Origin of the sequence: Sphingopyxis sp. UBA6723 (assembly GCF_002454115.1) — a bacterium.
Classification (GTDB): Bacteria; Pseudomonadota; Alphaproteobacteria; order Sphingomonadales; family Sphingomonadaceae; genus Sphingopyxis.
Genome location: NZ_DKIH01000013.1, coordinates 626,039 through 650,561 on the forward strand (window position 1 = coordinate 626,039; position 24,523 = coordinate 650,561).

Below are 24,523 nucleotides of genomic sequence, written 5' to 3' on the forward strand. Positions count from 1 at the left end.
CGATCGCAACGTCATCCAGCATCCGATTTACGACGTGTTTGTCAAAAGCTGTGCGATGACATATCCCGGCGGCGAGCCGGTCGCGCCCGCGGCGACGAAATCGGGCGCAGCGGCGGCGCCCAAGGCGTCGAGCGCGCCCCAGTCGCCCGCAACGAACGGCGGCGAGGGCGGTGAAACGCCCGCGGCGCCTGCTCCGACGCTGCCAGCCGCGCCGTCGCCGCCCGCCAACACCGAATAGAGCCGCGCCAGATAGTCGGCCTGGCGGATTTCGATCGCACCGAGGCTGGCGAGGTGCGGGGTGATGAACTGGCAATCGAGCAATTTCCAGCCGCCCGCGGTAAGCCGCGCGACAAGATGCGCCAGCGCGACCTTTGAGGCATCGCGCGTGCGGCTGACCATCGATTCGCCGAAAAAGGCACGGCCGAGCGACACGCCGTAGAGGCCGCCGACCAGCTCGTCCTCCTGCCAGCATTCGACGCTGTGCGCATGGCCGATCTGGAACAGGCGGTCGTAACTCGCCTTGATGACGGGGTTGATCCACGTCGTCGGGCGGTCTCCCGCAGGCTCGGCGCACAGCGCGACCATGTCGGCAAAGGCGGCGTCGGTGGTGACGCGAAAACGATCGGCGACGATCGTCTTTTTCAAACTGCGCGACAGCCGGAAGCCATCCAGCGGCAGGATCGCGCGCAGCCGCGGTTCGACCCAATGGACCGACGGGTCATCCGCCCCGTCGGCCATCGGGAAAATACCCTGCGCATAAGCACTCAGCAGCAGCGCAGGGTCGATGGATTCAAAATGCTTCAGGACGCGGGCTTCACGAACTTCAGCGTCATGCGGTCCGATTCGCCGATCGCGACATATTTGGCGCGGTCGGTTTCACCTTCGGCCAGGCTGGGAGGCAGGGTCCAGACGCCCTTGGGATAATCCTTTGTATCCTTGGGGTTGGCGTTGATCTCGCTCTTGCCAGCCAGCTTGAACCCGGCGGCTTCGGCAAAGGCGATGATCGAGCTTTCCTTCATATAGCCCGATTTTTCTTCCTTTGCCGCATCGTCGCTCTCGTTCAGCCGGTGCTCGACAACGCCCAGCGTGCCGCCGGGTTTGAGCATCGCGAAAATCTGTTTGAAGGCATTGGCGGTGTTGTCGGCGCCGTCGAAGCGCCAGTTGTGGACGTTGCGAAAGGTCAGCACGACGTCGGCGCTGCCGTCGGGGACTTTGGGATTGGTTCCGGCATGCGGAAATTCGGCGAGTTTCACCGCGCCATAAACATCGGCGTTTTCGGCTTGCTTGGCCTTGAAACGATTGAGCCCGCGTTCCCACGGCGCCGCGACATACAGCGTCCCGCCGCCCGCCTTGGCCAACGGGGCGAGGATTTCGCTGTACCAGCCGCCGCCGGGCCACAGCTCGACCACCGTGTCGCCGGGCTTCACGCCGAAGAAGGCGAGCGTTTCGGCAGGGTGGCGAAACGGATCGCGTGCGGTGTTGGCGGGGGTGCGGGTTGGCGCGGCAACCGCGGCGGCGATCGCGTCGTTCGGCTTGGCGGCATGGGCGCCGCCGCCATGGTGATCGGCCGATACGGCAGCGGGGATGGTGAGGGCGAGCGCGGTACTTGCAAGAATCAATAACGGACGCATATGGGCAACCTCTCTCTTGGGGGGGACTGGTCCCTGTTTGCGAAGGTGCGCGCGTCAATGCAAGGGTCGATGCTGATTGTCAGTGCGGCGGGTGCCGCAATTGCCGTGGCAGCCGAGGTTGCCGACTATCGCCGCCGCAACCGGCGCGACGTCGATGCGGTCGGATTCATGCCGTGGCGGGGGATTATGCTGGCGGGGGTTGGAGTGGCGATTCTGGCGGCGGCGTTGGCGTTGAAGCCCTAATTCTTCTCCCATCGGGAGAAGGATATGGAGTCTTATCGCGAAGCGATTAGGTGGAGTTGGATGAGGGTTCTACCGCAGCTTTTGTGCGCAAAGTCTGAACCCCTCACCCAGCTTCGACTAGCCAGCAAGCTGGCAAGTCTGCGCAACCCTCTCCCACAGGGGGGAGAGGGATAAGGATTACAGACACGCCTCGAGATACGGCTGATCGAAGCCGTACTGGCGCGCTTTTTCCAGCGTATAGGGGCGCAGGCCCATCGCGCGATATTCGCCGACGATCTTGCCGTCCTTGTCCTCGTCGAGATATTCGAACTTGAACAATTCCTGGGTGACGATGACGTCGCCTTCCATGCCGATCACTTCGGTGACGTTGGTGACGCGGCGCGAGCCGTCGCGCAGGCGCTTGATCTGGATGACCATGTCGACCGAGTCGGCGATCTGTTTCGAAATCGCTTCCTTCGGGATCTTCACGTCGCCCATCAGAACCATATTTTCCATACGGCCCAGGCACTCGCGCGGGCTGTTGCTGTGCAGCGTACACATCGACCCATCGTGACCGGTGTTCATCGCGGCGAGTAGGTCGAAACATTCGGCGCCGCGAACCTCACCCATGATGATGCGGTCGGGGCGCATACGCAGCGCGTTCTTGACGAGGTCGCCCATGTGGATCGCGCCATTGCCCTCCAGGTTCGCCGGGCGCGTTTCGAGCGGCAGCCAGTGCGGCTGTTGCAGGCGAAGTTCGGCGGCGTCCTCGATGGTCAGCACGCGCTCGCCGGGGTCGATCATTTTCGACAGCGCGTTGAGCATCGTCGTCTTGCCCGAGCCAGTGCCGCCCGAGATAACGATGTTGAAGCGGCTGGCGCCCGCGATCTTGAGCGCGGTACACATCTTCTGGCTCATCGCGCCCCATTGGCACAGCATGTCGAGCGTGATCGGCTTGGCCGAGAATTTACGAATCGAGATCGCGGTACCGCGCAAGGAGAGCGGCGGCACGATCACGTTAACGCGGCTGCCGTCCTTCAGACGGGCGTCGGCAAGCGGGGTGGTCTGGTCGACGCGGCGGCCGACGAGGTTGCAGATCCGCTGCGCGATCTGGAACAGATGCTGTTCGTCACGGAACTGAATCGGCGCGAGGACCAACTGGCCCTTTTTTTCGATATAGGTCTGATACGGGCCGTTGACCATGATGTCCGAAATATCGGGGTCGGCGAGCAATTCTTCGAGCGGGCCGAAGCCGAGCAGCTCGTCGACGAGCACTTTTTCGAGCGCGAACTGCTCGCGGCGGTTGAGCGTGATGCGCAGCTCGGCGAGCACTTCGAGGATAATCGGGCGGAATTCCTCGGTCAGCTCGTCCTTCGAAAGCGTCGCCGCGGCCTCGGGATCGACACGTTCGAGCAGGCGCGGCAGCACCTGTTCCTTGATCTTGTGAACGCTGGCTTCAAACCCTTGCGCCTTTTCGGGCTCCATCGCCTCGGCGGTAGACCGCAGGTTCAGCCGCTCCATCGCTTCTTCTTCGGGCGACAGGTGCGATGGCATTTGCGGAATTTCGATCGCGGGCGGGGTGTCGAGGGCCGGGAATTGCGCGCCGCCGCCCATGCCGGGTCCACCCTGCATCGGCTTTGCCACGCCAAAGGCGGGGCGGCCAGCGGTTCCGGGTCGGCGTCCGAATGCACTCATTCGCTTTGTCCTGCTTTCCAAATCCTGTCGGAGGCATCGCCGCAAGCGGTAGACGCACCCCCATCCGACACGGTGAATAAAGTGGAAACTTTGACATTATCCTAATGCGCGGGGCGATTGTGGGGCGGACATAAAAAAGCCCGCATCCGATGGGGATGCGGGCTTTGTTTCTGCCGTGGACGGCGGAAAGAATCAGGCGGCGATGCGTTCGGCGAGGACGGTCAGGCCCGACTCGTTAACCTCGGCAAAGCCGCCTTCGACTTCGATCACCTCGGGCGCAGCGCCCTGGGTGGCGTAGATGGTCAGCGGCGCATTGCGCAGCGTTGCCATGAACGGCGCATGGCCTTCGAGCACCGAGAAATCGCCCTCGGCGCCGGGCACGGTGACCATATAGACCTCGATCGACCGCTCAAGGCGGGCCGGGGTGACGAGTTCGAACTTCAGAGCCATGTCTTCATTCCTAAAGCCCCTCCCCTTCAGGGGAGGGGTTGGGGTGGGGCTATCGGCCTAGCACCATGCTTCGATGCCCACCCCGCTGCGACTAGTCAGCAAGCTGACAAGTCTCGCTGCCCCTCCCGTGCGGGGAGGGGTGTAGGTTTGTTACGCGTCTTCGGCGAGCTTCGCGGCCTTGGCGACCGCTTCGTCGATGCCGCCGACCATGTAGAAGGCCGCTTCGGGCAGATGGTCATATTCGCCGTCGACGACCGCCTTGAACGATTTCACCGTGTCTTCGATCGCCACGAACTTGCCGGGGATGTTGGTGAAGACTTCGGCGACGTGGAACGGCTGCGACAGGAAGCGCTGGATCTTGCGCGCGCGGGCGACGACCAGCTTATCTTCTTCCGAAAGCTCGTCCATGCCGAGAATCGCGATGATATCCTGCAGTGACTTGTACTTCTGCAGCGTTTCCTGAACGCGGCGGGCCGTTTCATAATGCTCCTGCCCGACGATCGCGGCAGTCAGCACGCGGCTGGTCGAATCGAGCGGATCGACCGCCGGATAGATGCCGAGTTCCGAAATCGCGCGGTTCAGCGTCGTCGTCGCGTCCAAGTGAGCGAAGGAGGTGGCCGGAGCAGGGTCGGTCAAGTCATCCGCGGGAACGTAAATGGCCTGGACCGAGGTGATCGAACCCTTGTTGGTCGAGGTAATGCGTTCCTGCAGCGCGCCCATGTCGGTCGACAGCGTCGGCTGATAGCCCACCGCCGACGGAATACGGCCGAGCAGCGCCGACACTTCCGAACCCGCCTGAGTAAAGCGGAAGATGTTGTCGACGAAGAACAGCACGTCCTGGCCTTCGACGTCGCGGAAATACTCGGCGATGGTCAGGCCCGACAGCGCAACGCGAGCACGGGCGCCCGGGGGCTCGTTCATCTGGCCGAACACCAGCGCCACCTTCGATCCCTCGGGGGTCGGGTTGCCGTCGGCGTCCTTGGCGATAACCCCGGCGTCGAGGAATTCGTGGTAGAGATCATTGCCTTCGCGGGTGCGTTCGCCGACGCCCGCGAACACCGACGTACCACCATGGCCCTTGGCGATGTTGTTGATCAGTTCCTGAATGAGCACGGTCTTGCCAACGCCCGCGCCGCCGAACAGGCCGATCTTGCCGCCCTTGGCGTAAGGCGCGATCAGGTCGATGACCTTGATGCCGGTCACAAGGATGCTCGACTCGGTCGACTGGTCGACGAATTCCGGCGCCTTGGCGTGGATCGGCGAACGCAGGTCGGTGACGACCGGGCCGCGTTCGTCGATCGGCTCGCCGATGACGTTGAGGATGCGGCCGAGCGTCTGCGGGCCGACCGGCACCGAAATCTGCGCGCCGGTGTCGCGAACTGGCTGGCCGCGGGTCAGGCCGTCGGTCGCGTCCATCGCGATGGTGCGGACAGTGTTTTCACCGAGGTGCTGCGCGACTTCGAGAACGAGGCGGTTGCCGTTGTTGTCGGTTTCGAGCGCGTTCAGAATCGCGGGCAGCTCGCCGGTGAACTGGACGTCGACGACGGCGCCGATGACCTGCGCGATGCGACCGGTGGCGATGCCGGTGCTGGCGGCCTTGGGCGCAGCGGCCTTTTTCGGTGCAGCAGCCTTGGGCGCGGCGGCTTTCTTGGCGGGTGCCTTCTTTTCAGGGGCGGGTGCGGTTGCCATTGTCTTGTTCCTCGGGTTGATCGTTTAGAGCGCTTCGGCGCCAGCGATGATTTCAATCAGTTCAGTGGTAATCGCCGCCTGACGCGTGCGGTTGTAAATGATGGTCAGCTTGTTGATCAGGTCGCCCGCGTTGCGCGTCGCATTGTCCATCGCGGTCATTGACGCGCCCTGTTCGGATGCGGCATTTTCCAGCAGGCCCTTGAAGATCTGGATCGTGATGTTGCGCGGCAAGAGATCGGCGAGGATCGCTTCTTCGTCGGGCTCATATTCGACCGCGGCGCCGCTCGATGCCGGAACATCGACCGGGGCGGGGACGGGGATCAGCTGCTGGCCGGTGGCTTCCTGAAGGAGCGCCGAGCGGAATTTCGAATAGAAAAGATGCGCGACGTCGAAGGCGCCGGCTTCGTACATCTCCATCACCTTGGCGGCGATGTCCTGGGCCTGCTCGAACCCGATGTCGCGGATGCCGGTGGTTTCATACTGCTCGACGATCTGGCCCGCGAACAGGCGCGCGATGACCGGACGGCCCTTGCGGCCGACGAGGAAGAAGAGAACCTTCTTGCCCTGCGCCTGCAATTCGAGCGCCTTGTCGCGCGCGGCGCGGACGATGTTCGAGTTGAACGCGCCGGCAAGGCCGCGGTCGCTGTTGAGGACGACGAGCAGATGCGTGTCGCTCTTGCCGGTGCCGGCGAGCAGCTGCGGCGCCGAATCGGACCCGCCGACCTTCGACGCCAGGCTGGCGACGACGCCTTCGAGCCGTTCAGCATAGGGGCGCGCAGCTTCGGCGGCCGCCTGCGCACGGCGCAGTTTGGCCGCGGCGACCATTTTCTTGGCCTTGGTGATCTTCTGGGTCGATTTGACCGAGCCGATCCGCCCTTTGAGTTCCTTCAGACTGGCCATACGTCCCGTCTTCTACCTTTGCTTCGTCATCCCGGCGAAGGCCGGGATCTCACCGTCGAGACCCCGGCCTTCGCCGGGATGACGAGGTGGGTGGATTAAGCGAAAATCTTGCCGAACGCTTCGAGCGCCGCGACCAGACCCTTTTTGGCGTCGTCGCCCAGATCCTTGGTGTCGCGGATCGCCGCCAGCACCTGCGGGTGGTCGCTGCGCAGATAGGCGAGCATCGCCTGTTCGTAGCGGTTGACGTCGGTCGTCGCGACATTGTCGAGGAAGCCGTTGGTGCCGGCAAAGATCGACGCGGTCTGTTCTTCGAACGGCATCGGCTGGAACTGCGCCTGCTTGAGCAGCTGGGTCAAGCGCGCGCCGCGGTTGAGCAGCTTCTGCGTCGACGCGTCAAGATCCGAACCGAACTGGGCGAAGGCTTCCATTTCGCGATACTGGGCGAGCTCGAGCTTGATCGAGCCCGACACCTTTTTCATCGCCTTGGTCTGCGCGGCCGAGCCGACGCGGCTCACCGACAGGCCGACGTTGATCGCCGGGCGGATACCGGCGTTGAACAGGCCGGTTTCGAGGAAGATCTGGCCGTCGGTGATCGAAATCACGTTGGTCGGGATGTACGCCGAAACGTCGCCCGCCTGCGTTTCGATGATCGGCAGCGCGGTGAGCGAACCCGAACCATTGTCGCTGTTCATCTTGGCAGCGCGCTCGAGCAGGCGGCTGTGCAGATAGAAAACGTCGCCAGGATAGGCTTCGCGGCCCGGCGGGCGGCGCAGCAGCAGCGACATCTGGCGGTAAGCGACGGCCTGCTTCGACAGATCGTCATAGACGATGACGGCGTGCATGCCGTTGTCGCGGAAAAATTCGCCCATCGTGCAGCCGGTGTAGGGCGCGAGGAACTGCAGCGGAGCGGGCTCCGACGCGGTCGCGGCGACGACGATCGAATATTCCATCGCGCCATTTTCTTCGAGCTGGCGGACGATCTGCGCGACGGTCGAGCGCTTCTGGCCGACGGCGACATAGATGCAATAGAGCTTCTTCGACTCGTCGTCGCCCGCGTTGGCGGCCTTCTGGTTGATGAAGGTGTCGATCGCGACCGCGGTCTTGCCGGTCTGGCGATCGCCGATGATCAGTTCGCGCTGGCCGCGGCCGACGGGGACGAGGGCGTCGAGCGCCTTCAGGCCGGTCTGGACGGGTTCGTGAACCGAGGTGCGCGGGATGATTCCCGGTGCCTTCACTTCGACGCGCATGCGCTTGTCGGCCTTGATCGGACCCTTGCCGTCGATCGGATTGCCGAGGCCATCGACGACGCGGCCGAGCAGGCCCTTGCCGACGGGGACGTCGACGATCGTGCCGGTGCGCTTGACCTGGTCGCCTTCCTTGATCTCGGCGTCGCTGCCGAAGATCACGATGCCGACGTTGTCGGCTTCGAGGTTCAGGGCCATGCCCTGTACGCCGTTGGCGAATTCGACCATTTCACCGGCCTGGACATTGTCGAGGCCGTGGACGCGGGCGATGCCGTCGCCGACCGACAGCACCTGACCGATTTCGCTGACCGTGGCGTCGGTGCCGAAATTGGCGATCTGGTCCTTGATGACCTTGCTGATTTCAGCGGCGCGGATTTCCATTGTTTAGCCTTTCATCGGGGCAATTGGGCGTACGGGCTTTTCAGCCCTTCATCGCCTGGGCGAAACTGTTGAGACGGGTACGGATGCTGCCGTCGATCAGCTGGCTGCCCAGCTGGACGACGAGGCCGCCGAGGATGGCGGGATCGACGGTCGTCGCGACGGAAACGTCGCGCCCGACACGGGATTTGAGGTTCGCGGTCAGCGCTTTGAGCTGCTCGGCGGAAAGCGGGTGCGCGCTGGTGACCTTGGCGGTCACTTCGCCGCGATGATCTGCGACGATCGCGTCGAACGCGTCGATCATCTTGGGCAGGTCGGCCAGACGGCGATTCTCGGCGAGCACGCCCAGGAATTTGGCGGTCAGCGAATCGAGTTTCATCGCCTGGGCGACCGCGCCGACCGCGTTGGCGGCGTCGGTGCGACCGACAACCGGGCTGGCGATCAGCGCCGACAGGTCGGCCGATTCGGCCAGACCTGCGCGCAGGTCGCTCAGGCTCTTGGCGACCGCGTCGATCGCGTTCGATTCGCGTGCCAGATCGAACAAAGCGACCGCATAGCGGCCCGCGAGGCCCGCCGTGATGTTGCCTTGAATGCCGCCGGAATTCTCCACGCGTGAAAGTCCTTTGCTACGATCCCGTGGGGGATGGGCCGCGCGGGTTTTAAGCGGATATTCGAGAATATCCCCCGCAGCGAAGTCGCGGCGCGCCTAGCAACGATTTTGCTGCAATGCAAGGCGGGGGTGGGGTGAATCCGAGTCCGTCCGCAAAGCCGTTTGCCCTGAGCTTGTCGAAGGGCCGCTCTTTCTCCAAAAGGCGCCCAAGAAGGACTGCGCTTCGACAAGCTCAGCACGTACGGAAGAGGAGTTAGGTGCATGGGCGAGATGATTCGGATGACGATGGACGATGGCGCCGAGATCGCGGTCTATCACGCCGAGCCGACCGGCGAACGCCGGGGCGGGCTGGTGCTGGTGCAGGAAATTTTCGGGGTCACCGATCATATCCGCGAGCTGTGCGACGAATATGCCATCGACGGGTATGAGGTGCTGTCCCCGGCGCTGTTCGACCGCGAGCATCCGGGGTTCGAGAGCGACTATTCGGGGCCGCAGTTCGAGCGCGCGGTGCAGCTCGCGCGCGAACTGCACCCGTTCGAGCAGAGCCTGAAGGATGCGCAGACGTGCGTCGATGCTTTGAAGGGCAAAGGCCCGGTGTTCATCACCGGCTATTGCTACGGTGGCTCGGTCGCGTGGCGGATGGCGCAGATCAGCCCCGATGTCGCCGCCGCCAGCGCCTATTATGGCAGCCTGGTGCCGACGATGTTCAAGGAAGAGGCGCCCCGCTGCGCAACCATCGCCCATTTCGGCCGGTTCGACGGCGGCATCCCGATGGAAGGGGTCGAGGCGCTGATCGCCAAGGACCACCCGACCGCGCAGATCTTCGTTTACGAAGCGGGGCACGGTTTCAACAGCGACCGGCGCAAGGATTATCACGAACCGAGCGCCGAGCTGGCGCGCGAGCGGACCTTGATGCTGTTCAAGGCGTGCGGGGGGTGAGCCTCGCCAAGCTGGGCCTGTTCTTCCTCGTTTTTGTCGTCGCGGCGACGGCGCTGCTTTACACGCAGCAGCGGCAGCTGATTTTCCCGGCACCAAGCCAATATCCGCAGGGGCCGCCGCCGGGTTTCCGGCTGGTCCACCCGCAGACCGACGACGGGCTGCACCTTTCCGCCTTCTATCGCACTGCGCAGCCGGGTCAGCGCACCATCGTCTTCTTCCACGGCAATGGCGACAATCTGCTCGGCGCGATTGAGGCGACGCGGGGGCTCGCGGCGAACGGCAACGGGCTGATGCTCGTCGAATATCGCGGCTATGGCGGCAATCCCGGATCGCCGGGGGAGGCGGGGCTGTATCGTGACGGCGACGCAGCGATACGCTGGCTGGCGGCCGAAGGGATCGCGGCGCGCGAGGTCATCGTCGTCGGCAATTCGATCGGGTCAGGACCGGCGACCGAAATGGCGCTGCGCCATGACGTTGCCGCGTTGATGCTCGTGTCGGGCTTTTCCAGCCTCCCCGATGTCGTGGGGGAGGCGATGCCTTTCGTCCCACGCTGGCTGGTGCGCGACCGCTTCGACAATGCCGGCAAGCTGGCGCGGGTTAAGGCGCCCGTTTTCCTGATGCACGGCGCCGACGATACGTTGGTGAAGCCCGCCAATCTGGAGCGGCTCCGACGCGCGCGGCCCGATGCGACCGTCGTTTTGGTCGCCGGAGCGGGGCATGAGCTGGCTTATACCCCGGCGGCGCAGGCGATTCTGGTGGATTGGATCAACGGAAACCTGAAAACCCGACCCTAAATGCGGCGCGCCGCGGCCGCATAGGCTTCATTGCGTTCGCGTTTGCCAACCGCGACAACCTGAACCACGATGCGGTCGTCGAAGACGCGATAGACCAGCCGGTATCCGACCTTGCGCAGCTTGATCTTGTAGCAGTCGGGCATGTCGTGCAGCCGCGCCGACGGTACGCGCGGATTGCCCAGCCGTTCGCGCAGTTTTTTCGCAAATTGTGTCTGGACTGTCTTGTCGAGCTTTTTCCATTCCTTCTCCGCGTCGCGAAGGAAGGTTAGCCTATAGGTCGTCAATCGAGACCTCGATTTCCTCTTGCCCTGCCCGCTCGCGCACGATTTCCGCCAGCCTCATATCGTCGAGCGTGTCCATAATCTCCTCCCACGCTTCGGCGGGAACAAGATAGGCTTCGGGTGTGTTGCGGTTGAGGATCGCAACCGGCGCGCCGTCGGCGGCGCGGATGGCAGCCGACGGGTTCTTTTTGAGTTCCGAAATGCTGATGCCGTAGTCGGCGAGAAGAGGTTTTCCCATGACCAGTTAATAGGTCTTTTAACTGGTCATGTCAAGGCGCAGTCGCCGGTTTGACCGCCGCGCCGCCACCCGCCGCGGGCTGGCAGCGATAGACGAGTCGCTCGTTCGGGCTGGCGGGCAGCGCGCTGCGGATCGCGTCCTGTTGCGCGGCGAGGCCGGCGAGCGCGTCGGGGTCTGCGGTGCAGCTCTTGACCGTCGCCCCGGCGCGGATTTCGCGCGCCTTGGTCATCGCCTCGGCATCGAGCAGATAACGGTCGACGCGATAGTCGCGGCCGGTCGCATCGATCGACGCGACGGTAACCGTCGCTTCCTCATTGGGGACCAGGATGCGCTGCCAGCGGTCGTCGGCGCCCTTGGTATATTGGGTACGGTCGTTGACGCAGCCGCCGGCACCGATTTTCACCGGCACGTCGGTGGTCGCCGATACCGTAATGCGGCTGCGGTCGGTGCGGATCGTGCAGAGAAAATTCCCCTCGGCCAGCTTGGGTTCGGTGGTCGTCGTTGGCGGCGCGCTGTCGGCGGCAAGCTCGGCGCGTGCGTCGGGGCGGGTGATAAACAGCACCGCCGCGCCGATCATCAGCACCGCGCCGGCGCCGCCAGCGATCTTGGCGTTGCGCATATTCTGCTGGCTGTAGAAGAGCAGCCCTGCGCCCGCGGCGAGTGCGCCGATCACGAACAGCACGCCAGCCAGTGCAATGCGATTTTCGCGCGATGCCAGCGCTTCTTCCTCGGCGCGAGCCTGCTTGAGCTCGCGGTCGAGTTTTGCGGCGGCGTCCTTGGCGGCATTGGCCTCGGCGCTGGCGCGCGCCTCGGCATCCATCGCGGCGCGGTCACGCGCGTCGGCCTCGGCCAGCGACAGGCACGGCGTGCCAACGCTGGCATAGCTTTGATCGGCGTCGGTCAGAAAGCGGGTCAATTCGCGCGCCGAAATCGCGAAGGCAAAGGGCGAATCGCCGTCATCCGCGCGGGTGATCGCGGTGTTGATGCCGGTGATGCGCCCGCACGCGTCGACGAGCGGGCCGCCCGAATTGCCGCGCGAAATTTTCGCGGTGTGGATCAGCATCGCGACCCCGTCGACGCTCTGGGTGTTCGACAGATTGCCTTCGCTGCGCGTCGGGGTGCGCGGGGTGATATAATCATTGGCGCTGCGCGCGGTCGCGAGATCGACATTGCCCGGATATCCGAGCGCGACGATATCGGCGCCCGATTCGAGCGGGCCGGTATAGATGGCGGCGGCGGGCAGGCGCGCCTCGGTGATTTCGATCAGCGCTAGGTCGCGTGCGGTATCAATCGCGATCAGTTTCGCGGCATAGCTTTTCTTCCCCTCCGATGGGACGACGCCGAGCGCGACATTGTTCGGATATTGGACCGCCGATTCGACGACATGCGCGTTGGTGACAATGCGCGTCGGCGAAATCGCGATGCCGCTGCCATGGCCGAACCCGACCACTTCGCCGTCGACCATCGCGACGGTGACGACCCGCACGACGCTGCGCGATGCGGCGCTGATATCGTCGGCGGCGCGCGCGGGGAGGATGAGGGCAAAGAGGGCGAGCAGCAGGGGCAAGATGCGGGTCATGGCGCGGAACCTAGCCGAGCCAAGTTTGAACGCAAGCATCGGGACGCACCGGTGGGCGTGGTCGTGGGAAGACTGCGGCGACCGAAGAAGAAGGAAAGACCCGATGACCTATTCGATCCAGGGACTCAGCGCCGACCGTTTTGCGCCGCTGTTCGCGCTGAATGACACCGAACTCGCGGCGATCAACGCGCGCCGCGTTACGGCAACCGCCGACATGGGCTTCCCCTGCCGGATAAGCTTGCAGGATGCGCGCGCGGGGGAGGAATTGATCCTGCTCCACCACATCAGCCACGATGTCGCGACGCCCTATCGCAGCGCCTATGCGATTTATGTGCGGTCAGGTGTCGACGCCGCAAGCTATCGCGACGAACTGCCGCCAGTGTTCGCGGGCCGACCCATCGCGCTGCGTGCTTTTGACGCAGCGGGGATGCTGCAAACCGCACGGCTCGCGGGTCCGGGCGAGGCCGATGCGGCGATCCGCGACCTGTTCGCCGACGCGGGCATCGCCTATATCGACGCGCACAACGCCGCGCATGGCTGCTTCGCGGCGCGGATCGAAAGGGATGGGGCATGAGCACCGCCGAGACCATGACCGACGATGCGCGCTGGGCGGCGGTGCTGCGCCGCGACCGCGCGCTCGACGGGCGTTTCGTCACCGGGGTGCTGACCACCGGCATCTATTGCCGGCCGAGCTGCGCGGCGCGCCATCCACTGCGCGACAATGTCCGCTTCTTTGCCGATGGCGCGGCGGCCCGCGCGACCGGGCTGCGCCCATGCAAGCGGTGCCTGCCCGACGATGTCGCGCGCGACGAGGGCGCGGTGATCGCCGCAATCCACGCGATCAAGGCGAGCGAGGAGCCGCTCGCGCTCGCCGATCTGGCGGGCCGCACCGGCTATTCGCCGACGCATTTCCAGCGCGTCTTCACCCGCCACACCGGCCTGTCGCCCGCCGCTTATGCGCGAGCTTTGCGCGACGAGCGCGCGCGGCAGGCGCTGAGCGAGGTCGGGCGGGTCACCGACGCAATTTACGACGCGGGTTTTTCAGGGCCGTCGCGTTTCTATGACAATATGGAGGGACGGATGGGTATGACGGCGTCGGCATGGGTGAACGGCGGCCGGGGGGTGACGATCCACTGGGCGGTGGTGCCGACCAGCCTCGGCGACATGCTCGTCGCTGCGACCGACAAGGGGGTTTGCCGTCTGTCGTTCGCCGAAGGGCGTGCGGCGTTGGAGGAGCGTTTCCCTGCCGCCGATCTCGTCGAGGGCGGTGATGAATTTGCGGCGCTGCTGAAACAGGTCGTCGCTGCGGTCGAAGCCCCGACCGACGGCTTCGACCATATCCCGATCGACGTCAAAGGCACCGCCTTTCAGGAAGCGGTGTGGCGCGAGCTGCGCCGGATCCCGGCGGGCGAGACGCGCAGCTATGCCGACATTGCCGCCGCAGTGGGCAAACCCAAGGCGGTGCGCGCCGCGGGGAGCGCCAATGGCGCGAACAATGTCGCGGTGCTGATCCCCTGCCACCGCGTGGTGCGCAGCGACGGGACGCTCGGCGGCTATGCTTACGGCCTGCCGATCAAGGAAGAATTGCTCAAGCGGGAGAGCTTTTGATGTCCGACAAGATTGCTGAATTTCGCGCGCTGCATGTCCCCGGCGACCCGCTGATCCTCGTCAACATCTGGGATGCGGGGAGCGCGAAGGCGGTGGCCGCGGCGGGGGCGAAGGCGATCGCGACCGGCAGCTTCGGCGTAGCGGGCGCACAGGGCCGCGCCGATGGCGAGGATTTTCCGCTCGAGGACGTGTTCGAAAATCTGGCGCGCATCCTGAGGGTGACCGACCTGCCGGTCACGATCGACATGGAGTCGGGCTATGGCGCCGATCCGGCGGCGGTCGGCATTTCGGTCGCGCGCGCCAAGGCGGCGGGAGCGGCGGGGATCAATATGGAGGACCGGCTGCCGGGCCAGACCGCGCTGCTGGCGATCCCCGATGCGGTGGCACGCTATCGCGCTGCCGCCGACACCGGCATCTTCGTCAACGCGCGCTGCGACACCTTCCGCGGCGCCGACGTCGCCCAGGACGGCGACACGCTGGTTGCCGCGACGCTCGAACGCGCGCGCGCCTATGCCGATGCGGGGGCCGGGTCGTTGTTCGTGCCTTTCCTGCTCGACCCCAAATGCATCGCCGCGATCTGCGACGCCTCGCCGCTGCCGGTCAACATCCTGCGCGGCAAGGGCGGGCCGACGCACAAGGACCTCGCGAGCCTCGGCGTCGCGCGAATCAGCCACGGACACCAGCCCTGGGCGGCGGCGATGGCGTGGCTCACGGGTCAGGCGCGCCAAGTGCTGCGCGGCGCCGAACCCGATTATTGACCAGGCGTCAGTCGCTATCGTCTTCCGGCGTCTGTTGCGGCCCGGTACCGCGATCGCGCATCGTTTCGATCCGTTTCAGCAATGCATCGCCGCGGCCATTGTCGTGCGGGTCGAACGCAACCGTCTTCGCCAGATTGATCGCGGGTTCAAAGCGCCCGAGATGCGCGAGCGACACGGCATAGGCGCTGCGCAAGTTGAGATTTTCAGGGGTCAGGACAAAGGCGCGTTCCAGTCCCTTGATCGCCATGTCGCTCGGCCGCGTCCTCTCGATCAGAAAACTCTGGAAATAGGCGTAGAGCGGGATCGGGTCGTTGGGATCGGCGCGATTGGCGATCTGAATCGGTCGCCGTGCCGTTTTCCACGCGGCCGGATCGGTTTCCCCCTTTTGGCGCAGTTCATAGAGCTGCAACTGCCCCAGCAGGACGTTACCGCGCACATGCTCGGGCTTGGCCGCCAGCAGCTTGTCCAGCGCCGCGCGCATCGCCGCCAAGTCCCGGGTCGCGGGTGCGATATCCCATTCGGCGGCGGCCAGTTCGTACTGGAGATCGGGATTGGTCGGCAGTTTTGTGGCGAGCGCGCGCAGGTCGTCGCGCACCTTGGTCAAACGGGCCTGATCGCCGCGGGCGTTCAGCCGTTCGATGCGCAACATCATCGCGGCATCCTCGTCCGCCGACAGGGGCGTAATCTTGATCGTCGTTGATACCGGCACCGGATCGCGCGTCGTGCGATAGGACAACCGCCCTTGGACATAACGGTTGAGGTCCTTGTCCAGCTGCGCGAGATCGCCAAAGGCGTCGGTCGCGGCCTTGCGCGGTTCAGTGCCGGCGTTGATCGCATTGGTATAGGCGTTCACCTGATTGGCGCGCCCCGGATCGTGGAACAGCATGTGGGTCAGCAACCACGACCGGCCGTAATATACGTCGGTCTGGCCGCGGCTCCGCATCGCGCTGGGTGGTTCCAGCAGGACGCGTTCGGCGGGCATCTTGGGCAGCATCAGCAGGCCATAGGCGCGGCGATAGGCGGGCTGGCCGATCATCGCCCGCCCTTCCTTGTCGAAATCGACCGTCGAATAATATTCGGCGAACCCTTCGATGAACCAGCCCGGAAAGGCGACGCGCAAATGCCGCTTCATGAAATGATGGCTATATTCGTGGAACAGCACCTGCTGCGCGGGTGAGGTGCCGGGCGCGCTGCTGTCGTTCTGACGGTGCGATAGCGCAAAACTGCCGTCACGGTCCTGCCGGTAGAAGCCAGCAACCGGGGCGCTGCGCGAGCCCGTCGCCAGGCGCGCTACATCTTCGCGGCCGGGCAGCAGATAGATTGGCAAGCGGCTTTCCTCGCCCTTAGCGGCGACGTTGAACACCAGCCGCAGCGTCGTGTCGAAGCGTTGCAGGTTGGCAGCAAAATCGCGGAGCTGCTTTTCGTTGCTCTCGCTATAGATGATGAAGCTTTCCGTATCGGCGCGCAGCCATTCGGCGCGCGCCGGGGTCGCGATTACGGCCAATATGGCCGCGCCCATCGTCACGCGAATCCTGATCATCCTGCTGCTCCCGGCTGGCATTTGCATTCGTGCTGCCAGTCCCGACTCCGGCTGTAAAGTCCTCTATACGCCTGACAATCAGCGCGCGTTCTTGCCGTCGCGGGCGTCCTTTGCCTTCTTAAAGATCTCGGCCATCTTGGTGCGCGCTTCGTCCAGATTTTTCGCGTCGATCGCGGCGATGACGGCCTGCAGCGGATTTTCCTCGTCACTGCTGTGCGATCCGAAGGCGATCGGGGCGAGCACGCTGCGCGCGATGTCGCCCTTTTTCTCGTCGAGCAGCTGGCGGCCGAGCAGAAGGCGGTACGTGGGATCATAGGATGCATAGGGGAACACTTCCTCCAGCGCGATGATGGCGGGCTCGGGAACCGCTTCGGCCGCGTCATAGAAGGATTGGTAATAGGCGATGGCAGGACGCGGATCCTTGGGGTCCAGACGCCGTGCTTTCACCAGATGCGGCCGCGCCGCGGCATAGGCCGCCTTGTCATTTTCGCCGCCGCCCATCGCCACCATGCCCTTCCAATAATGCGCGAGCGGCGATTCGGCGTTGATCGCGATCGCGCGGTCGGCGGCGGCGTCGAAATTTTGCGCGTCAATCTCCGCCTCGGCCAGCGCTAACTGGGCAAAGAGGCTGTCAGGATAAGGCGCGGCGTTGCGCCGCAGGTCGCTTGCGACGTCCTTCGCCTGCGACCGCGTCACGCCGCGTATCGAGCGCATATGTGCATGCATCACCGCTTCTTCGGCGGCGGTCATCCGGCGCATCGTGACGACGGGTTCGACATAATTGGCGGGCTTGATATCGTAGCCCAGAAAGGGGCCGCTCTTGTAGCGGCGCACCTCGCGTTGCAGCGCATCGAGGTCGCCGAACGCAGCCTTCGCGGCAGCGAGCGAATCTTCGCCCCGGTTGACCGCCGACAAATAGGTCTGGATCTGCCCCTTCCGCGCCGGGTGGAAATTGAGATAATGGGCGAGCAGCCAGCCAAAGCTGTACGACTGGTAATATTCGAGCCCGCTCAGCTTGACCTTGGTGTCCAGCAGCCGAGTCAGCTTTGTGTCCGACAGCTGTTTGAGCATCTCGCCGCGATGCTGCGGTACGTCGCCGACGTGAAAACTGCCGTCGGGGTTGAACCGGATCGTGCTGTACAGTTCCGCGAACCCCTCGGTGTACCAGTGCGGATAGGCGGTACTGAAATTGGTCAGCATGAAATGATGGGTATATTCGTGGAACAGCGTCGAGCGGATGTCGAGCTGGGGGCCGCTGGTGTCGATGCCGCGCGACAAGGATCGTTTCTCGCGTGCCGGAACGAACGAGCTCGGATTGCCCGCGCGGCCGAAATAGATGCCGCCAATCCCCGCGCCCGATGCGTTCAGGATATAGCCGAGCCGGTCGGTGTCGCCGGTGCAATAGACTTTCAGCCGGTTGGCGTCACCGACATCGGGACCGGGCACGGGCATGTTCTGCATCGATCGCAACGCATTGTCGAAGCGTTCAAGGTCGCGCGCGAAAGTTTCGGCGTCCTCGCGCTTGGTTTCGGAATAGATGACGAAATGGCTGGTGCGCGCCTCCCATCATTCGGCGCGCACCGTCGTGGCGGTTGCCGCCATGGCCAATGTTATCGTTGCGAAAACAATCCGCGCGGCAATTTTCAGCATCACAGTCCCGTTCCTCATTCCCGGTTGATCGACGGCGAGGCCCACCGCCGCTCGCTCAATCCTCGGCCGCCCCGACATCGGCATCGGTCACCGTTCCATCCTTGCCGCGCTGCCGCATGGCTTCGATCTGGTCGAGCAAATTCTGCCCGGTACCACGATCGTGCGGGTTGAAGGCGATCGTTTTGGCCAGGTTCGTCGCCGCGTCGAATTTGCCCGCATTGGCCAGCGCAAAAGCATGGTTCATGCGGATCGTGACATTTTCCGGTTCCAGCGAAAAGGCCTGCGCCAACCCCTGCAACGCGATGGCGGGCGGACGCTGCCCCTGGCTGACGTAGGACTGGAAGAATTCGAACAGCGGCAGCGGATCGTCGGGGTTGGTGCGGTTGGCCAGGGCAATCGGTTTACGCACCGCGCGCCACGCGGCATCGCTATAATCGCCCTTTGCGTCCATCTCTGCGGCCAGCAACCTCCCGAGCAAGACATTGGCCCGGACATGATCGGCCTTCAGCGCCAGCGCCTTGTCCACCGCAGCGCGGGTCGCGGCCAAGTCGCGGTGCTCGTCGCCTTTGTCCCATTCACTGGCGGCCAGTTCGAACCAGACTCCCGCATCGCCGGGATGGAGTGCCGCCAGTTTCTGGAGGTCGGCGGTGATCTTGGCCCGCCGCTCCTGATCGTCGCTCGCGCTCAACCGCGCCAGACGCAGCGGCAGCAGCGCGTCTTCGGCGGCGGACAACGGCGTTATGCTGATCGCGCCCTCAACCACCATCGCCTTGTGGAGCAGCGTATAGTTCAAGCGGCGGTTCATGTAAGCGTTGAGCTCCTTGTCGAGCTTCGCCAGATCACCGAATGCCGCAGGCCCGGCCTTGGCCGGGTCGTCGCCGCGGTTGATCGCCTGCATATAGGTCAGCAATTGCCCGGAGCGCGCCGGGTCCGAATAGAGCATGTGGGTCAGCAGCCAGGCGCGCCCATAATAGGCATCCTGCTGGGCCAAACTCTTCATGGCAGTCGGCCGTTCGGTCAGCAACCGTTCGGCGGGGATTTTCGGCAGCGCGAGCAGGCCATAGGCGCGGCTGTACACCGGCATGCCGACCGCGGGGCGGCCATCCTTCTCGAAATCCACCGTCGACAGATATTCGGCAAAACCCTCAATAAACCAGGCCGGAAACGCGGCCGGCATATAGCGTTTCATGAAATGATGGCTGTATTCGTGAAACAATATCTGCTGCGACGCCGGGGTGCCGCGTCCGGTGCTGTCGTCATTCTCGCGGTTCGACACGGCAAAGCTGCCGTCGGGGGTGACGCTGTAGAATCCGGCGGTTCCCGGCCCCAGTCTCCCGCCTGATAGCCGATTGACGTCCGCCGCCTCGCGCAACAGGTAAATGGTCAGCCGGTTGGGTTCAAACCCGCCCGGCACGTTGAAGCGGTGGCGCAGGGTTGCGTCGAAAAGCTGCAGGTTTTCGGCAAAGCGGCGCAGCGATTTTTCGTCGCCTTCGCTGTAGATGATGAAGTTGTTGGTGTCGGCGCGCAGCCAGCGCGCGGCGGCGGGCTGCGCCGCGCAGCAGAGGAACAGCGCAATCGCCGCGCACAGCCGCCTCATCATGCCCGTTTTCATGCGATCCCCCCGGATTAAGTTTCCCCGCCATGCTGCCAAGCCGTCCGCCGACTGTAAAGTCCTGTGCGGTCAGACGAAACTGTAGGGATCGATGTCGATCGCCAGCCGCGCCTTGCTTGGCCAGTCGATGCTGGCCACCCACACGCGGATCGTGCCTTGCAGGTCGAAACTGCGCGGGGCGTGGAGCAGCAGGCGGAAGCGGTGGCGACCGCGGAGCATCGCGAGCGGAGCGGGGGCAGGGCCATAAACCGCGAGCCCCTCGGCGACCGGCGCCTTCGCCCCCAACCGCTGCGCGACGCCGCGCGCGACTTCGATGTCTTCGGACGAAATGACCAGCGCGGCGAAGCGGCCATAGGGCGGCGCGCCCGCCGCTTTGCGCGATGCGGCCTCGGCGGCGTAGAATCCGTCGCGGTCGTTCGCGACCAGCGCCGCCATCACCGGCGCGTCGGGAACGCGCGTCTGGATCAGCACCTCGCCGGGTTTGACCCCGCGTCCGGCGCGCCCCGCGACCTGCGCGATCTGCTGAAAGGTGCGCTCGGATGCGCGCAGGTCGCCGCCGTCGAGACCCAAGTCAGCATCGACCACCCCGACGAGGGTCAGGTTCGGGAAATGATAGCCCTTGGTGACCAGCTGGGTGCCGATGATGATGTCGACCAACCCGCCCTCGACATTGTCGACGAACTCGGCGGCTTTCGCGGGCGACCACAGGGTGTCGCTGGTGACGATCGCGACGCGCGCCGCGGGAAAGCGCAGCGCGATCTCGTCGGCGACGCGCTCGACCCCGGGGCCGCAGGCGACGAGGCTGTCCTCGTCGTCACATTCCGGGCAGAGGCGCGGCGGCGGCATGACATGGCCGCAATGGTGACAGGCGAGGCGGTGGACGAGGCGGTGCTCGACCATCCATGCGGTACAGTTGGGGCACTGGATGCGATGGCCGCAGGTGCGGCAGAGCGTCAGCGGCGCAAAGCCGCGGCGGTTGAGGAATAGCAGGCTTTGCTCGCCCTTGTTGAGCCGGTCGGCGAGGGCATCGACGAGCGGCGGCGCGAGCCAGCGGCCGCGGTCGGGCGGGTCGCTGCGCATGTCGATCGCCGCGAGATCGGGCAGCGTGGCACCGCCGAAGCGCGCGGGCAGGATGATGTGGCGATAGCGCCCCGCCTCGACCATCGCGAGGCTTTCGAGCGCGGGGGTGGCGCTGGCGAGGATGACGGGCAATCCCTCGAAATGCCCGCGCATCACCGCGACGTCGCGCGCGTGATAGTGGACGCCGTCCTCTTGCTTGAAGCTCGTTTCATGCGCCTCGTCGACGACGATGACCCCGAGGTTGGCATAGGGCAGGAACAGGGCCGAGCGCGCGCCGACGACGATGTTTGCCTCGCCCGCGGCAATCGCATGCCAGGCGCGGCGGCGCTCGGTGGAGCGCAGCCCGCTATGCCAAGCCACCGGTTCGCAGCCGAAGCGTGCAGCGAAGCGCGTCAGCATCGGTTCGGTCAGCGCGATTTCGGGGAGCAGGACGAGTGCCTGCTTGCCCGCAGCGATCGCGGCGGCGATCGCCTCCATATAGACTTCGGTCTTGCCCGACCCGGTGACCCCGTCGAGCAGCAGCGTTTCGAATTTCTCGGCGGTGACGGCGGCGGTCAGCTGCGCGGCGGCGGCAATCTGTTCGGCGGACAGGTCGGGCGGCGCGAAGGCGGGATCGGGGTGGGGGTAGGGCTGGTCCGCCGATACGGTCACAGCTTCGAGCGCGCCGGTATTCACGAGGCCGCGGATCACCGCCTCGCTGACCTCGGCGAGCGCGGCGAGTTCGCGCACCATGCCCTGCCGGTCGCCGATCTTTTCGAGCGCGACGGTGCGTTGCGGGGTCATCCGGGCGGGCAATTCACCAGTGGCGCGATATTCGACGATCGGGCGCTTCGCATCGGCGAACGCGACCCCGGGCAGCACCATCCGCAGCACCGACCCCGGCGGCGCGAGATAATAGTCGCTGGTCCATTCGACCAGACGGCGCAGCGGCGCCGCGATCGGGGGGACGTCAACGACTTCGTAAAGATTGCGCAGGCGATTGTCGCCGACCGCCTCAGGCGCCCCAAAACTCGCCTCCTCCCACACGACGCCGCCCATCCGCCGCGGGCCGAGCGGTGCAATGACGACGCTGCCGAGCGGCGCTTCGCTGCCCTGCGGGACACGATAGTCGAGCGGGCCGAGGGCGGCGGTGAGGAGAAGGACGCGGGCGCGGGTCATGGGAGGGGGAGGATATAGGGCGGCGGGTAAAATAGGAAAGCGCGCTAAACCTCGCCGAGTCGATACCCGATGCCGGGTTCGTTGCGGATCAGGGTCGGCGCTGACGGATCGGCCTCCAGCTTCAGCCGCAAAGCCCGGACGACAACGCGTAGATAATCGCTGTCGCCGACATGCGACGGTCCCCAAACGCGGCGGAGCAGATCGGCGTGGATGACCAGGCGTCCCCCGGCAGCAATCAATACTTCCATCACTAAAAACTCGCGCGGGGTTAGTGTTACCTGCCTGCCATCCAGTCGCAATTCATGGCGCGCGGGGTCGATTTCGAGCGGCCCGTGGCGCAGCACCCCGTCGGCGGCAATCGCGCGCCCGGCGCGGCGCAGCGCCGCGCGCAGCCGCGCAAGCAGCTCGTCGCCGTCGAAGGGCTTGGTGACATAATCGTCGGCGCCCAGGTCGAGCGCCGCGATCTTGTCGCCGGTCGCGTCGCGCGCCGTCAGCACGATCAGCGGCCCGCTCATTCGCTGACGCAACGCAGCGACGAGCTCGACGCCATCCATGTCGGGCAGGCCCAGGTCGACGATCGCCGCGTCGGGAACTGCGCGCTCGAACTCGGCCAGCGCGGCGCGCGCCGTGGCCGCCGGAACAGCGGTGAACCCGCCGCGTTCGAGCACTGCCGATACCAGCCGCAGAATGGCGGCCTCGTCGTCGACGACCAGCACCCGCGTCATGCGATCGTGACCTGACGCAGCGGCAGGGCGAGAGTGAAGCGCGCTCCGCCACCCGGTGCCGCGCCGGCGCCTACGGTCAACGCCATGGCGTCGGCAAATCCCTTGACGATCGCAAGGCCAAGGCCGCTGCCGCCATCGCGGTCGCTCCCTGCGCCGCGCGCGAATCGATCGAATAGCCGGTCTTGCAGGTCATCGGCGATGCCAGCGCCGTCGTCATCAACGTGCAGCTGGATGCTGCCGTCCTCTGGGCTCGCCGAGATCGCGATTCGGGCGCGGGCATGGCGCGCTGCGTTGCCGATCAGATTGACGAGGATATGGGTCAGCAGCACCGGGTCGGCGGCGACCAGCGGCAGGTCGGCGGGCAGCGTCCGTTCGACCTGATGGGCAGCGAGTGCGCTCGCCAGCCGATCGCACGCGGCGTCGATGCAATCGATCAGGTCGACCGCTTCGATCTGCGGGTCGAGTGCGCCGCCTTCGATTCGCGCTGCACCGACCAGATCGTCCATCATCGCACCAAGCCGATGAACCTGGGCGAGGGTGCGATCCTTCGCCGCCGGATCGCCGTCCAGCGCCGCCACTTCCCCCGCCAGCACGGTTAGCGGGGTGCGGAAATCATGCGCCATCGCTGCGAGCAGCGTGCGGCGCAGCGCATCGCGATCCTCCAGCCGCTCGCGGCTCTGGCGTTCGTCCGCCAGCGCGAGCCGGTCGCGCGCCTGCCCGATCAGTCGCGCCAGCGCTTGTAGCTGGGTCATTTCTTCCGCCCTTCGGGTCGTCCCCGACATCGGTCGGGCGACCGCGACCAGCCCGCTGCCGCCCGGATGCCCCGGCGCAAAAGGCAGAAAGCTCCAGCCGCTCGCGGGCATGGTGTCGCTGCCATGCCCTGCCGCTTCGGCTCCCTGCAGCGCCCAGCCCGCAGCCGAGAGGTCAAGGCTCGACAGCGCCGAATCCTCGGAGGGCAGGGCATCGCGGGCGATCAGCCGTGCGGCGCCGTATCGCGCCGCGATCCACGCAAGCGCCCGCGTGAGCACGTCGGGGGTGTCGCCGGAGAGCAGGGCGGCGAATTCGGCCTGTTCGGCGTGCGCCGCGGCGCGGGCATTGGCCTCGGCCTCGCGCGCGCGCAGTTCGGCCGCCAACCGGCTCGTCACCAGTGCGACCGCCAGGAACACGGCGACCGAAACGATATGGTCGAACCCGTCGATGCGAAACGTGAAACGCGGCGGCAGCAATAAAAAGTTGAAGGCGAGCGCGCCGCCGGCCGCCGCGACCAGCGCCGGACCGGTGCCAAAGCGCACCGACGCCGCCAGCACCGGCAGCAGAAACAGCAGCGCTGCCGAGGCGAGGCCAAGGTGGGGCAGCGCCGCATGGGTGACCAGTGCGACCAGCGCGACCCCGGCAAGGGTGATCAGATAACCGGCGGGGCTGGTGCGCATGGCCCGTTATAGCTCGATTTGCGACCCAAGTTCCACCACACGGTTCGTCGGGATACCGAAGAAGGCGGTCGGATCGGCGGCGTTGCGGTGGAGGAAGCGAAAGATCAGCAGCGGGATCAGCGGCATCCCCGGCCGGGTCGCGGCGCGGATCGCGTTGCGACCGACGAAAAAGGATGCGCCGCCCGTTCCCGTGAGCAAGCCCGCAGCGCCAAGGTCGCTCGGCACGTCGATGCGGTCCATATAACCATAGGTCAGCCGGGCCGCGACGAAGCCGCCGACCAGCGGCCGTTGTTCGAGCCGATCGGCGGGGGG

25 protein-coding genes are annotated in these 24,523 nt (G+C 65.4%); 7 read left to right on the forward strand and 18 right to left on the reverse strand.

Features of this window, described 5'->3' with window-relative positions; genetic code table 11:
• Positions 1-27: 27 nt before the first annotated feature.
• Complete coding sequence (gene aat, locus B4F07_RS16215; RefSeq protein ID WP_293699394.1) at positions 28-804, reverse strand: leucyl/phenylalanyl-tRNA--protein transferase; 777 nt, start codon at positions 802-804, stop codon at positions 28-30.
• The gene (locus B4F07_RS16220) at positions 801-1,631 is read right to left on the reverse strand and encodes a class I SAM-dependent methyltransferase (RefSeq protein WP_293699072.1); all 831 of its coding nucleotides are present in this window, start codon (positions 1,629-1,631) and stop codon (positions 801-803) included. Before B4F07_RS16220 ends, aat begins: the two co-directional genes overlap by 4 nt.
• Positions 1,632-1,700: 69 nt before the next feature.
• Here B4F07_RS16220 and B4F07_RS16225 point away from each other — a divergent pair, with 69 nt between their 5' ends.
• A complete protein-coding gene (locus tag B4F07_RS16225) occupies positions 1,701-1,874 on the forward strand; it encodes a hypothetical protein (protein ID WP_293699069.1) in 174 nt (57 codons plus the stop codon).
• Positions 1,875-2,051: 177 nt separating this feature from the next.
• Here B4F07_RS16225 and B4F07_RS16230 read toward each other — a convergent pair whose 3' ends face one another.
• From B4F07_RS16230 to B4F07_RS16255, 6 genes are all read right to left on the reverse strand, one after another.
• The gene (locus tag B4F07_RS16230; RefSeq protein ID WP_293699066.1) at positions 2,052-3,548 is read right to left on the reverse strand and encodes a CpaF family protein; all 1,497 of its coding nucleotides are present in this window, start codon (positions 3,546-3,548) and stop codon (positions 2,052-2,054) included.
• 192 nt (positions 3,549-3,740) lie between these two features.
• Positions 3,741-3,998 carry an ATP synthase F1 subunit epsilon gene (locus B4F07_RS16235; protein WP_293699063.1) on the reverse strand — a complete coding sequence of 86 codons (258 nt, stop codon included), beginning with the start codon at positions 3,996-3,998 and terminating at the stop codon, positions 3,741-3,743.
• A 150-nt stretch (positions 3,999-4,148) separates the two neighbouring features.
• A complete protein-coding gene (atpD, locus tag B4F07_RS16240) occupies positions 4,149-5,687 on the reverse strand; it encodes a F0F1 ATP synthase subunit beta (RefSeq protein ID WP_293699061.1) in 1,539 nt (512 codons plus the stop codon).
• Between the two features lie 24 nt (positions 5,688-5,711).
• Positions 5,712-6,587, reverse strand: a complete 876-nt coding sequence (locus B4F07_RS16245) for a F0F1 ATP synthase subunit gamma (RefSeq protein WP_293699058.1) — start codon at positions 6,585-6,587, stop codon at positions 5,712-5,714.
• Positions 6,588-6,682: 95 nt separating this feature from the next.
• A complete protein-coding gene (atpA, locus tag B4F07_RS16250) occupies positions 6,683-8,212 on the reverse strand; it encodes a F0F1 ATP synthase subunit alpha (protein WP_293699056.1) in 1,530 nt (509 codons plus the stop codon).
• 40 nt (positions 8,213-8,252) lie between these two features.
• Complete coding sequence (locus B4F07_RS16255) at positions 8,253-8,819, reverse strand: F0F1 ATP synthase subunit delta (protein ID WP_293699053.1); 567 nt, start codon at positions 8,817-8,819, stop codon at positions 8,253-8,255.
• 261 nt (positions 8,820-9,080) lie between these two features.
• Here B4F07_RS16255 and B4F07_RS16260 point away from each other — a divergent pair, with 261 nt between their 5' ends.
• Complete coding sequence (locus B4F07_RS16260; RefSeq protein ID WP_293699051.1) at positions 9,081-9,758, forward strand: dienelactone hydrolase family protein; 678 nt, start codon at positions 9,081-9,083, stop codon at positions 9,756-9,758.
• On the forward strand, positions 9,755-10,552 hold the full coding sequence (locus B4F07_RS16265) for an alpha/beta hydrolase (protein ID WP_293699048.1): 798 nt from the start codon (positions 9,755-9,757) through the stop codon (positions 10,550-10,552). The genes B4F07_RS16260 and B4F07_RS16265 overlap by 4 nt, the downstream gene beginning before the upstream one ends.
• On the opposite strand, the gene B4F07_RS16270 is transcribed toward B4F07_RS16265, so the two are convergent.
• From B4F07_RS16270 to B4F07_RS16280, 3 genes are read right to left on the reverse strand one after another with little or no spacing between them, the layout of a single operon-like run.
• On the reverse strand, positions 10,549-10,836 hold the full coding sequence (locus B4F07_RS16270; protein ID WP_293699044.1) for a type II toxin-antitoxin system RelE family toxin: 288 nt from the start codon (positions 10,834-10,836) through the stop codon (positions 10,549-10,551). The genes B4F07_RS16265 and B4F07_RS16270 overlap by 4 nt on opposite strands.
• Complete coding sequence (locus tag B4F07_RS16275; RefSeq protein ID WP_293699041.1) at positions 10,823-11,071, reverse strand: type II toxin-antitoxin system Phd/YefM family antitoxin; 249 nt, start codon at positions 11,069-11,071, stop codon at positions 10,823-10,825. The genes B4F07_RS16270 and B4F07_RS16275 overlap by 14 nt, the downstream gene beginning before the upstream one ends.
• A 31-nt stretch (positions 11,072-11,102) precedes the next feature.
• Entirely contained in the window at positions 11,103-12,650 is a 1,548-nt protein-coding gene (locus tag B4F07_RS16280) for a S1C family serine protease (protein WP_293699038.1), read from the reverse strand.
• 103 nt (positions 12,651-12,753) lie between these two features.
• On the opposite strand from B4F07_RS16280, the gene B4F07_RS16285 reads away from it, so the two are divergent.
• The 3 genes from B4F07_RS16285 to B4F07_RS16295 are packed head-to-tail and all read left to right on the forward strand — an operon-like array spanning position 12,754 to position 15,016.
• Positions 12,754-13,224 carry a DUF1203 domain-containing protein gene (locus B4F07_RS16285; RefSeq protein ID WP_293699035.1) on the forward strand — a complete coding sequence of 157 codons (471 nt, stop codon included), beginning with the start codon at positions 12,754-12,756 and terminating at the stop codon, positions 13,222-13,224.
• The gene (ada, locus tag B4F07_RS16290) at positions 13,221-14,258 is read left to right on the forward strand and encodes a bifunctional DNA-binding transcriptional regulator/O6-methylguanine-DNA methyltransferase Ada (protein ID WP_293699033.1); all 1,038 of its coding nucleotides are present in this window, start codon (positions 13,221-13,223) and stop codon (positions 14,256-14,258) included. The genes B4F07_RS16285 and ada overlap by 4 nt, the downstream gene beginning before the upstream one ends.
• Positions 14,258-15,016, forward strand: coding sequence for an isocitrate lyase/PEP mutase family protein (locus B4F07_RS16295; RefSeq protein ID WP_293699030.1), 759 nt, complete (start codon positions 14,258-14,260; stop codon positions 15,014-15,016). Before ada ends, B4F07_RS16295 begins: the two co-directional genes overlap by 1 nt.
• A 7-nt stretch (positions 15,017-15,023) precedes the next feature.
• Here the strand turns inward: B4F07_RS16295 and B4F07_RS16300 are convergent, their stop codons facing one another.
• Positions 15,024-16,556, reverse strand: a complete 1,533-nt coding sequence (locus B4F07_RS16300; protein WP_293699027.1) for a tetratricopeptide repeat protein — start codon at positions 16,554-16,556, stop codon at positions 15,024-15,026.
• Positions 16,557-16,634: 78 nt separating this feature from the next.
• On the reverse strand, positions 16,635-18,017 hold the full coding sequence (locus tag B4F07_RS16305; protein WP_293699024.1) for a hypothetical protein: 1,383 nt from the start codon (positions 18,015-18,017) through the stop codon (positions 16,635-16,637).
• Between the two features lie 76 nt (positions 18,018-18,093).
• Here B4F07_RS16305 and B4F07_RS16310 point away from each other — a divergent pair, with 76 nt between their 5' ends.
• Positions 18,094-18,234 carry a hypothetical protein gene (locus tag B4F07_RS16310; protein ID WP_293699022.1) on the forward strand — a complete coding sequence of 47 codons (141 nt, stop codon included), beginning with the start codon at positions 18,094-18,096 and terminating at the stop codon, positions 18,232-18,234.
• A 27-nt stretch (positions 18,235-18,261) separates the two neighbouring features.
• Here B4F07_RS16310 and B4F07_RS16315 read toward each other — a convergent pair whose 3' ends face one another.
• The 5 genes from B4F07_RS16315 to B4F07_RS16335 all read right to left on the reverse strand — a co-directional run.
• Entirely contained in the window at positions 18,262-19,806 is a 1,545-nt protein-coding gene (locus tag B4F07_RS16315) for a tetratricopeptide repeat protein (protein ID WP_293704910.1), read from the reverse strand.
• An 81-nt stretch (positions 19,807-19,887) separates the two neighbouring features.
• Entirely contained in the window at positions 19,888-22,056 is a 2,169-nt protein-coding gene (locus tag B4F07_RS16320) for a primosomal protein N' (protein WP_293699016.1), read from the reverse strand.
• Between the two features lie 44 nt (positions 22,057-22,100).
• On the reverse strand, positions 22,101-22,781 hold the full coding sequence (locus B4F07_RS16325; protein ID WP_293699014.1) for a response regulator: 681 nt from the start codon (positions 22,779-22,781) through the stop codon (positions 22,101-22,103).
• Entirely contained in the window at positions 22,778-24,211 is a 1,434-nt protein-coding gene (locus B4F07_RS16330; RefSeq protein WP_293699012.1) for a DUF4118 domain-containing protein, read from the reverse strand. Before B4F07_RS16330 ends, B4F07_RS16325 begins: the two co-directional genes overlap by 4 nt.
• 6 nt (positions 24,212-24,217) lie before the next feature.
• A partial coding sequence (locus B4F07_RS16335) for a KUP/HAK/KT family potassium transporter (protein WP_414711760.1) occupies positions 24,218-24,523 on the reverse strand: 306 nt, incomplete at its 5' end.

Excerpts from the sequence above, each read along its gene's own strand:
- B4F07_RS16220 (WP_293699072.1), bottom strand. The coding sequence starts at position 1,631 with ATGCGTCCGTTATTGATTCTTGCAAGTACCGCGCTCGCCCTCACCATC.
- B4F07_RS16225 (WP_293699069.1), top strand. The coding sequence starts at position 1,701 with ATGCTGATTGTCAGTGCGGCGGGTGCCGCAATTGCCGTGGCAGCCGAG.
- B4F07_RS16230 (WP_293699066.1), bottom strand. The coding sequence starts at position 3,548 with ATGAGTGCATTCGGACGCCGACCCGGAACCGCTGGCCGCCCCGCCTTT.
- B4F07_RS16235 (WP_293699063.1), bottom strand. The coding sequence starts at position 3,998 with ATGGCTCTGAAGTTCGAACTCGTCACCCCGGCCCGCCTTGAGCGGTCG.
- atpD (WP_293699061.1), bottom strand. The coding sequence starts at position 5,687 with ATGGCAACCGCACCCGCCCCTGAAAAGAAGGCACCCGCCAAGAAAGCC.
- B4F07_RS16245 (WP_293699058.1), bottom strand. The coding sequence starts at position 6,587 with ATGGCCAGTCTGAAGGAACTCAAAGGGCGGATCGGCTCGGTCAAATCG.
- atpA (WP_293699056.1), bottom strand. The coding sequence starts at position 8,212 with ATGGAAATCCGCGCCGCTGAAATCAGCAAGGTCATCAAGGACCAGATC.
- B4F07_RS16260 (WP_293699051.1), top strand. The coding sequence starts at position 9,081 with ATGGGCGAGATGATTCGGATGACGATGGACGATGGCGCCGAGATCGCG.
- B4F07_RS16275 (WP_293699041.1), bottom strand. The coding sequence starts at position 11,071 with ATGGGAAAACCTCTTCTCGCCGACTACGGCATCAGCATTTCGGAACTC.
- B4F07_RS16280 (WP_293699038.1), bottom strand. The coding sequence starts at position 12,650 with ATGACCCGCATCTTGCCCCTGCTGCTCGCCCTCTTTGCCCTCATCCTC.
- B4F07_RS16285 (WP_293699035.1), top strand. The coding sequence starts at position 12,754 with ATGACCTATTCGATCCAGGGACTCAGCGCCGACCGTTTTGCGCCGCTG.
- ada (WP_293699033.1), top strand. The coding sequence starts at position 13,221 with ATGAGCACCGCCGAGACCATGACCGACGATGCGCGCTGGGCGGCGGTG.
- B4F07_RS16295 (WP_293699030.1), top strand. The coding sequence starts at position 14,258 with ATGTCCGACAAGATTGCTGAATTTCGCGCGCTGCATGTCCCCGGCGAC.
- B4F07_RS16300 (WP_293699027.1), bottom strand. The coding sequence starts at position 16,556 with ATGATCAGGATTCGCGTGACGATGGGCGCGGCCATATTGGCCGTAATC.
- B4F07_RS16305 (WP_293699024.1), bottom strand. The coding sequence starts at position 18,017 with ATGCAGAACATGCCCGTGCCCGGTCCCGATGTCGGTGACGCCAACCGG.
- B4F07_RS16310 (WP_293699022.1), top strand. The coding sequence starts at position 18,094 with ATGACGAAATGGCTGGTGCGCGCCTCCCATCATTCGGCGCGCACCGTC.
- B4F07_RS16315 (WP_293704910.1), bottom strand. The coding sequence starts at position 19,806 with ATGATGAGGCGGCTGTGCGCGGCGATTGCGCTGTTCCTCTGCTGCGCG.
- B4F07_RS16320 (WP_293699016.1), bottom strand. The coding sequence starts at position 22,056 with ATGACCCGCGCCCGCGTCCTTCTCCTCACCGCCGCCCTCGGCCCGCTC.
- B4F07_RS16325 (WP_293699014.1), bottom strand. The coding sequence starts at position 22,781 with ATGACGCGGGTGCTGGTCGTCGACGACGAGGCCGCCATTCTGCGGCTG.
- B4F07_RS16330 (WP_293699012.1), bottom strand. The coding sequence starts at position 24,211 with ATGCGCACCAGCCCCGCCGGTTATCTGATCACCCTTGCCGGGGTCGCG.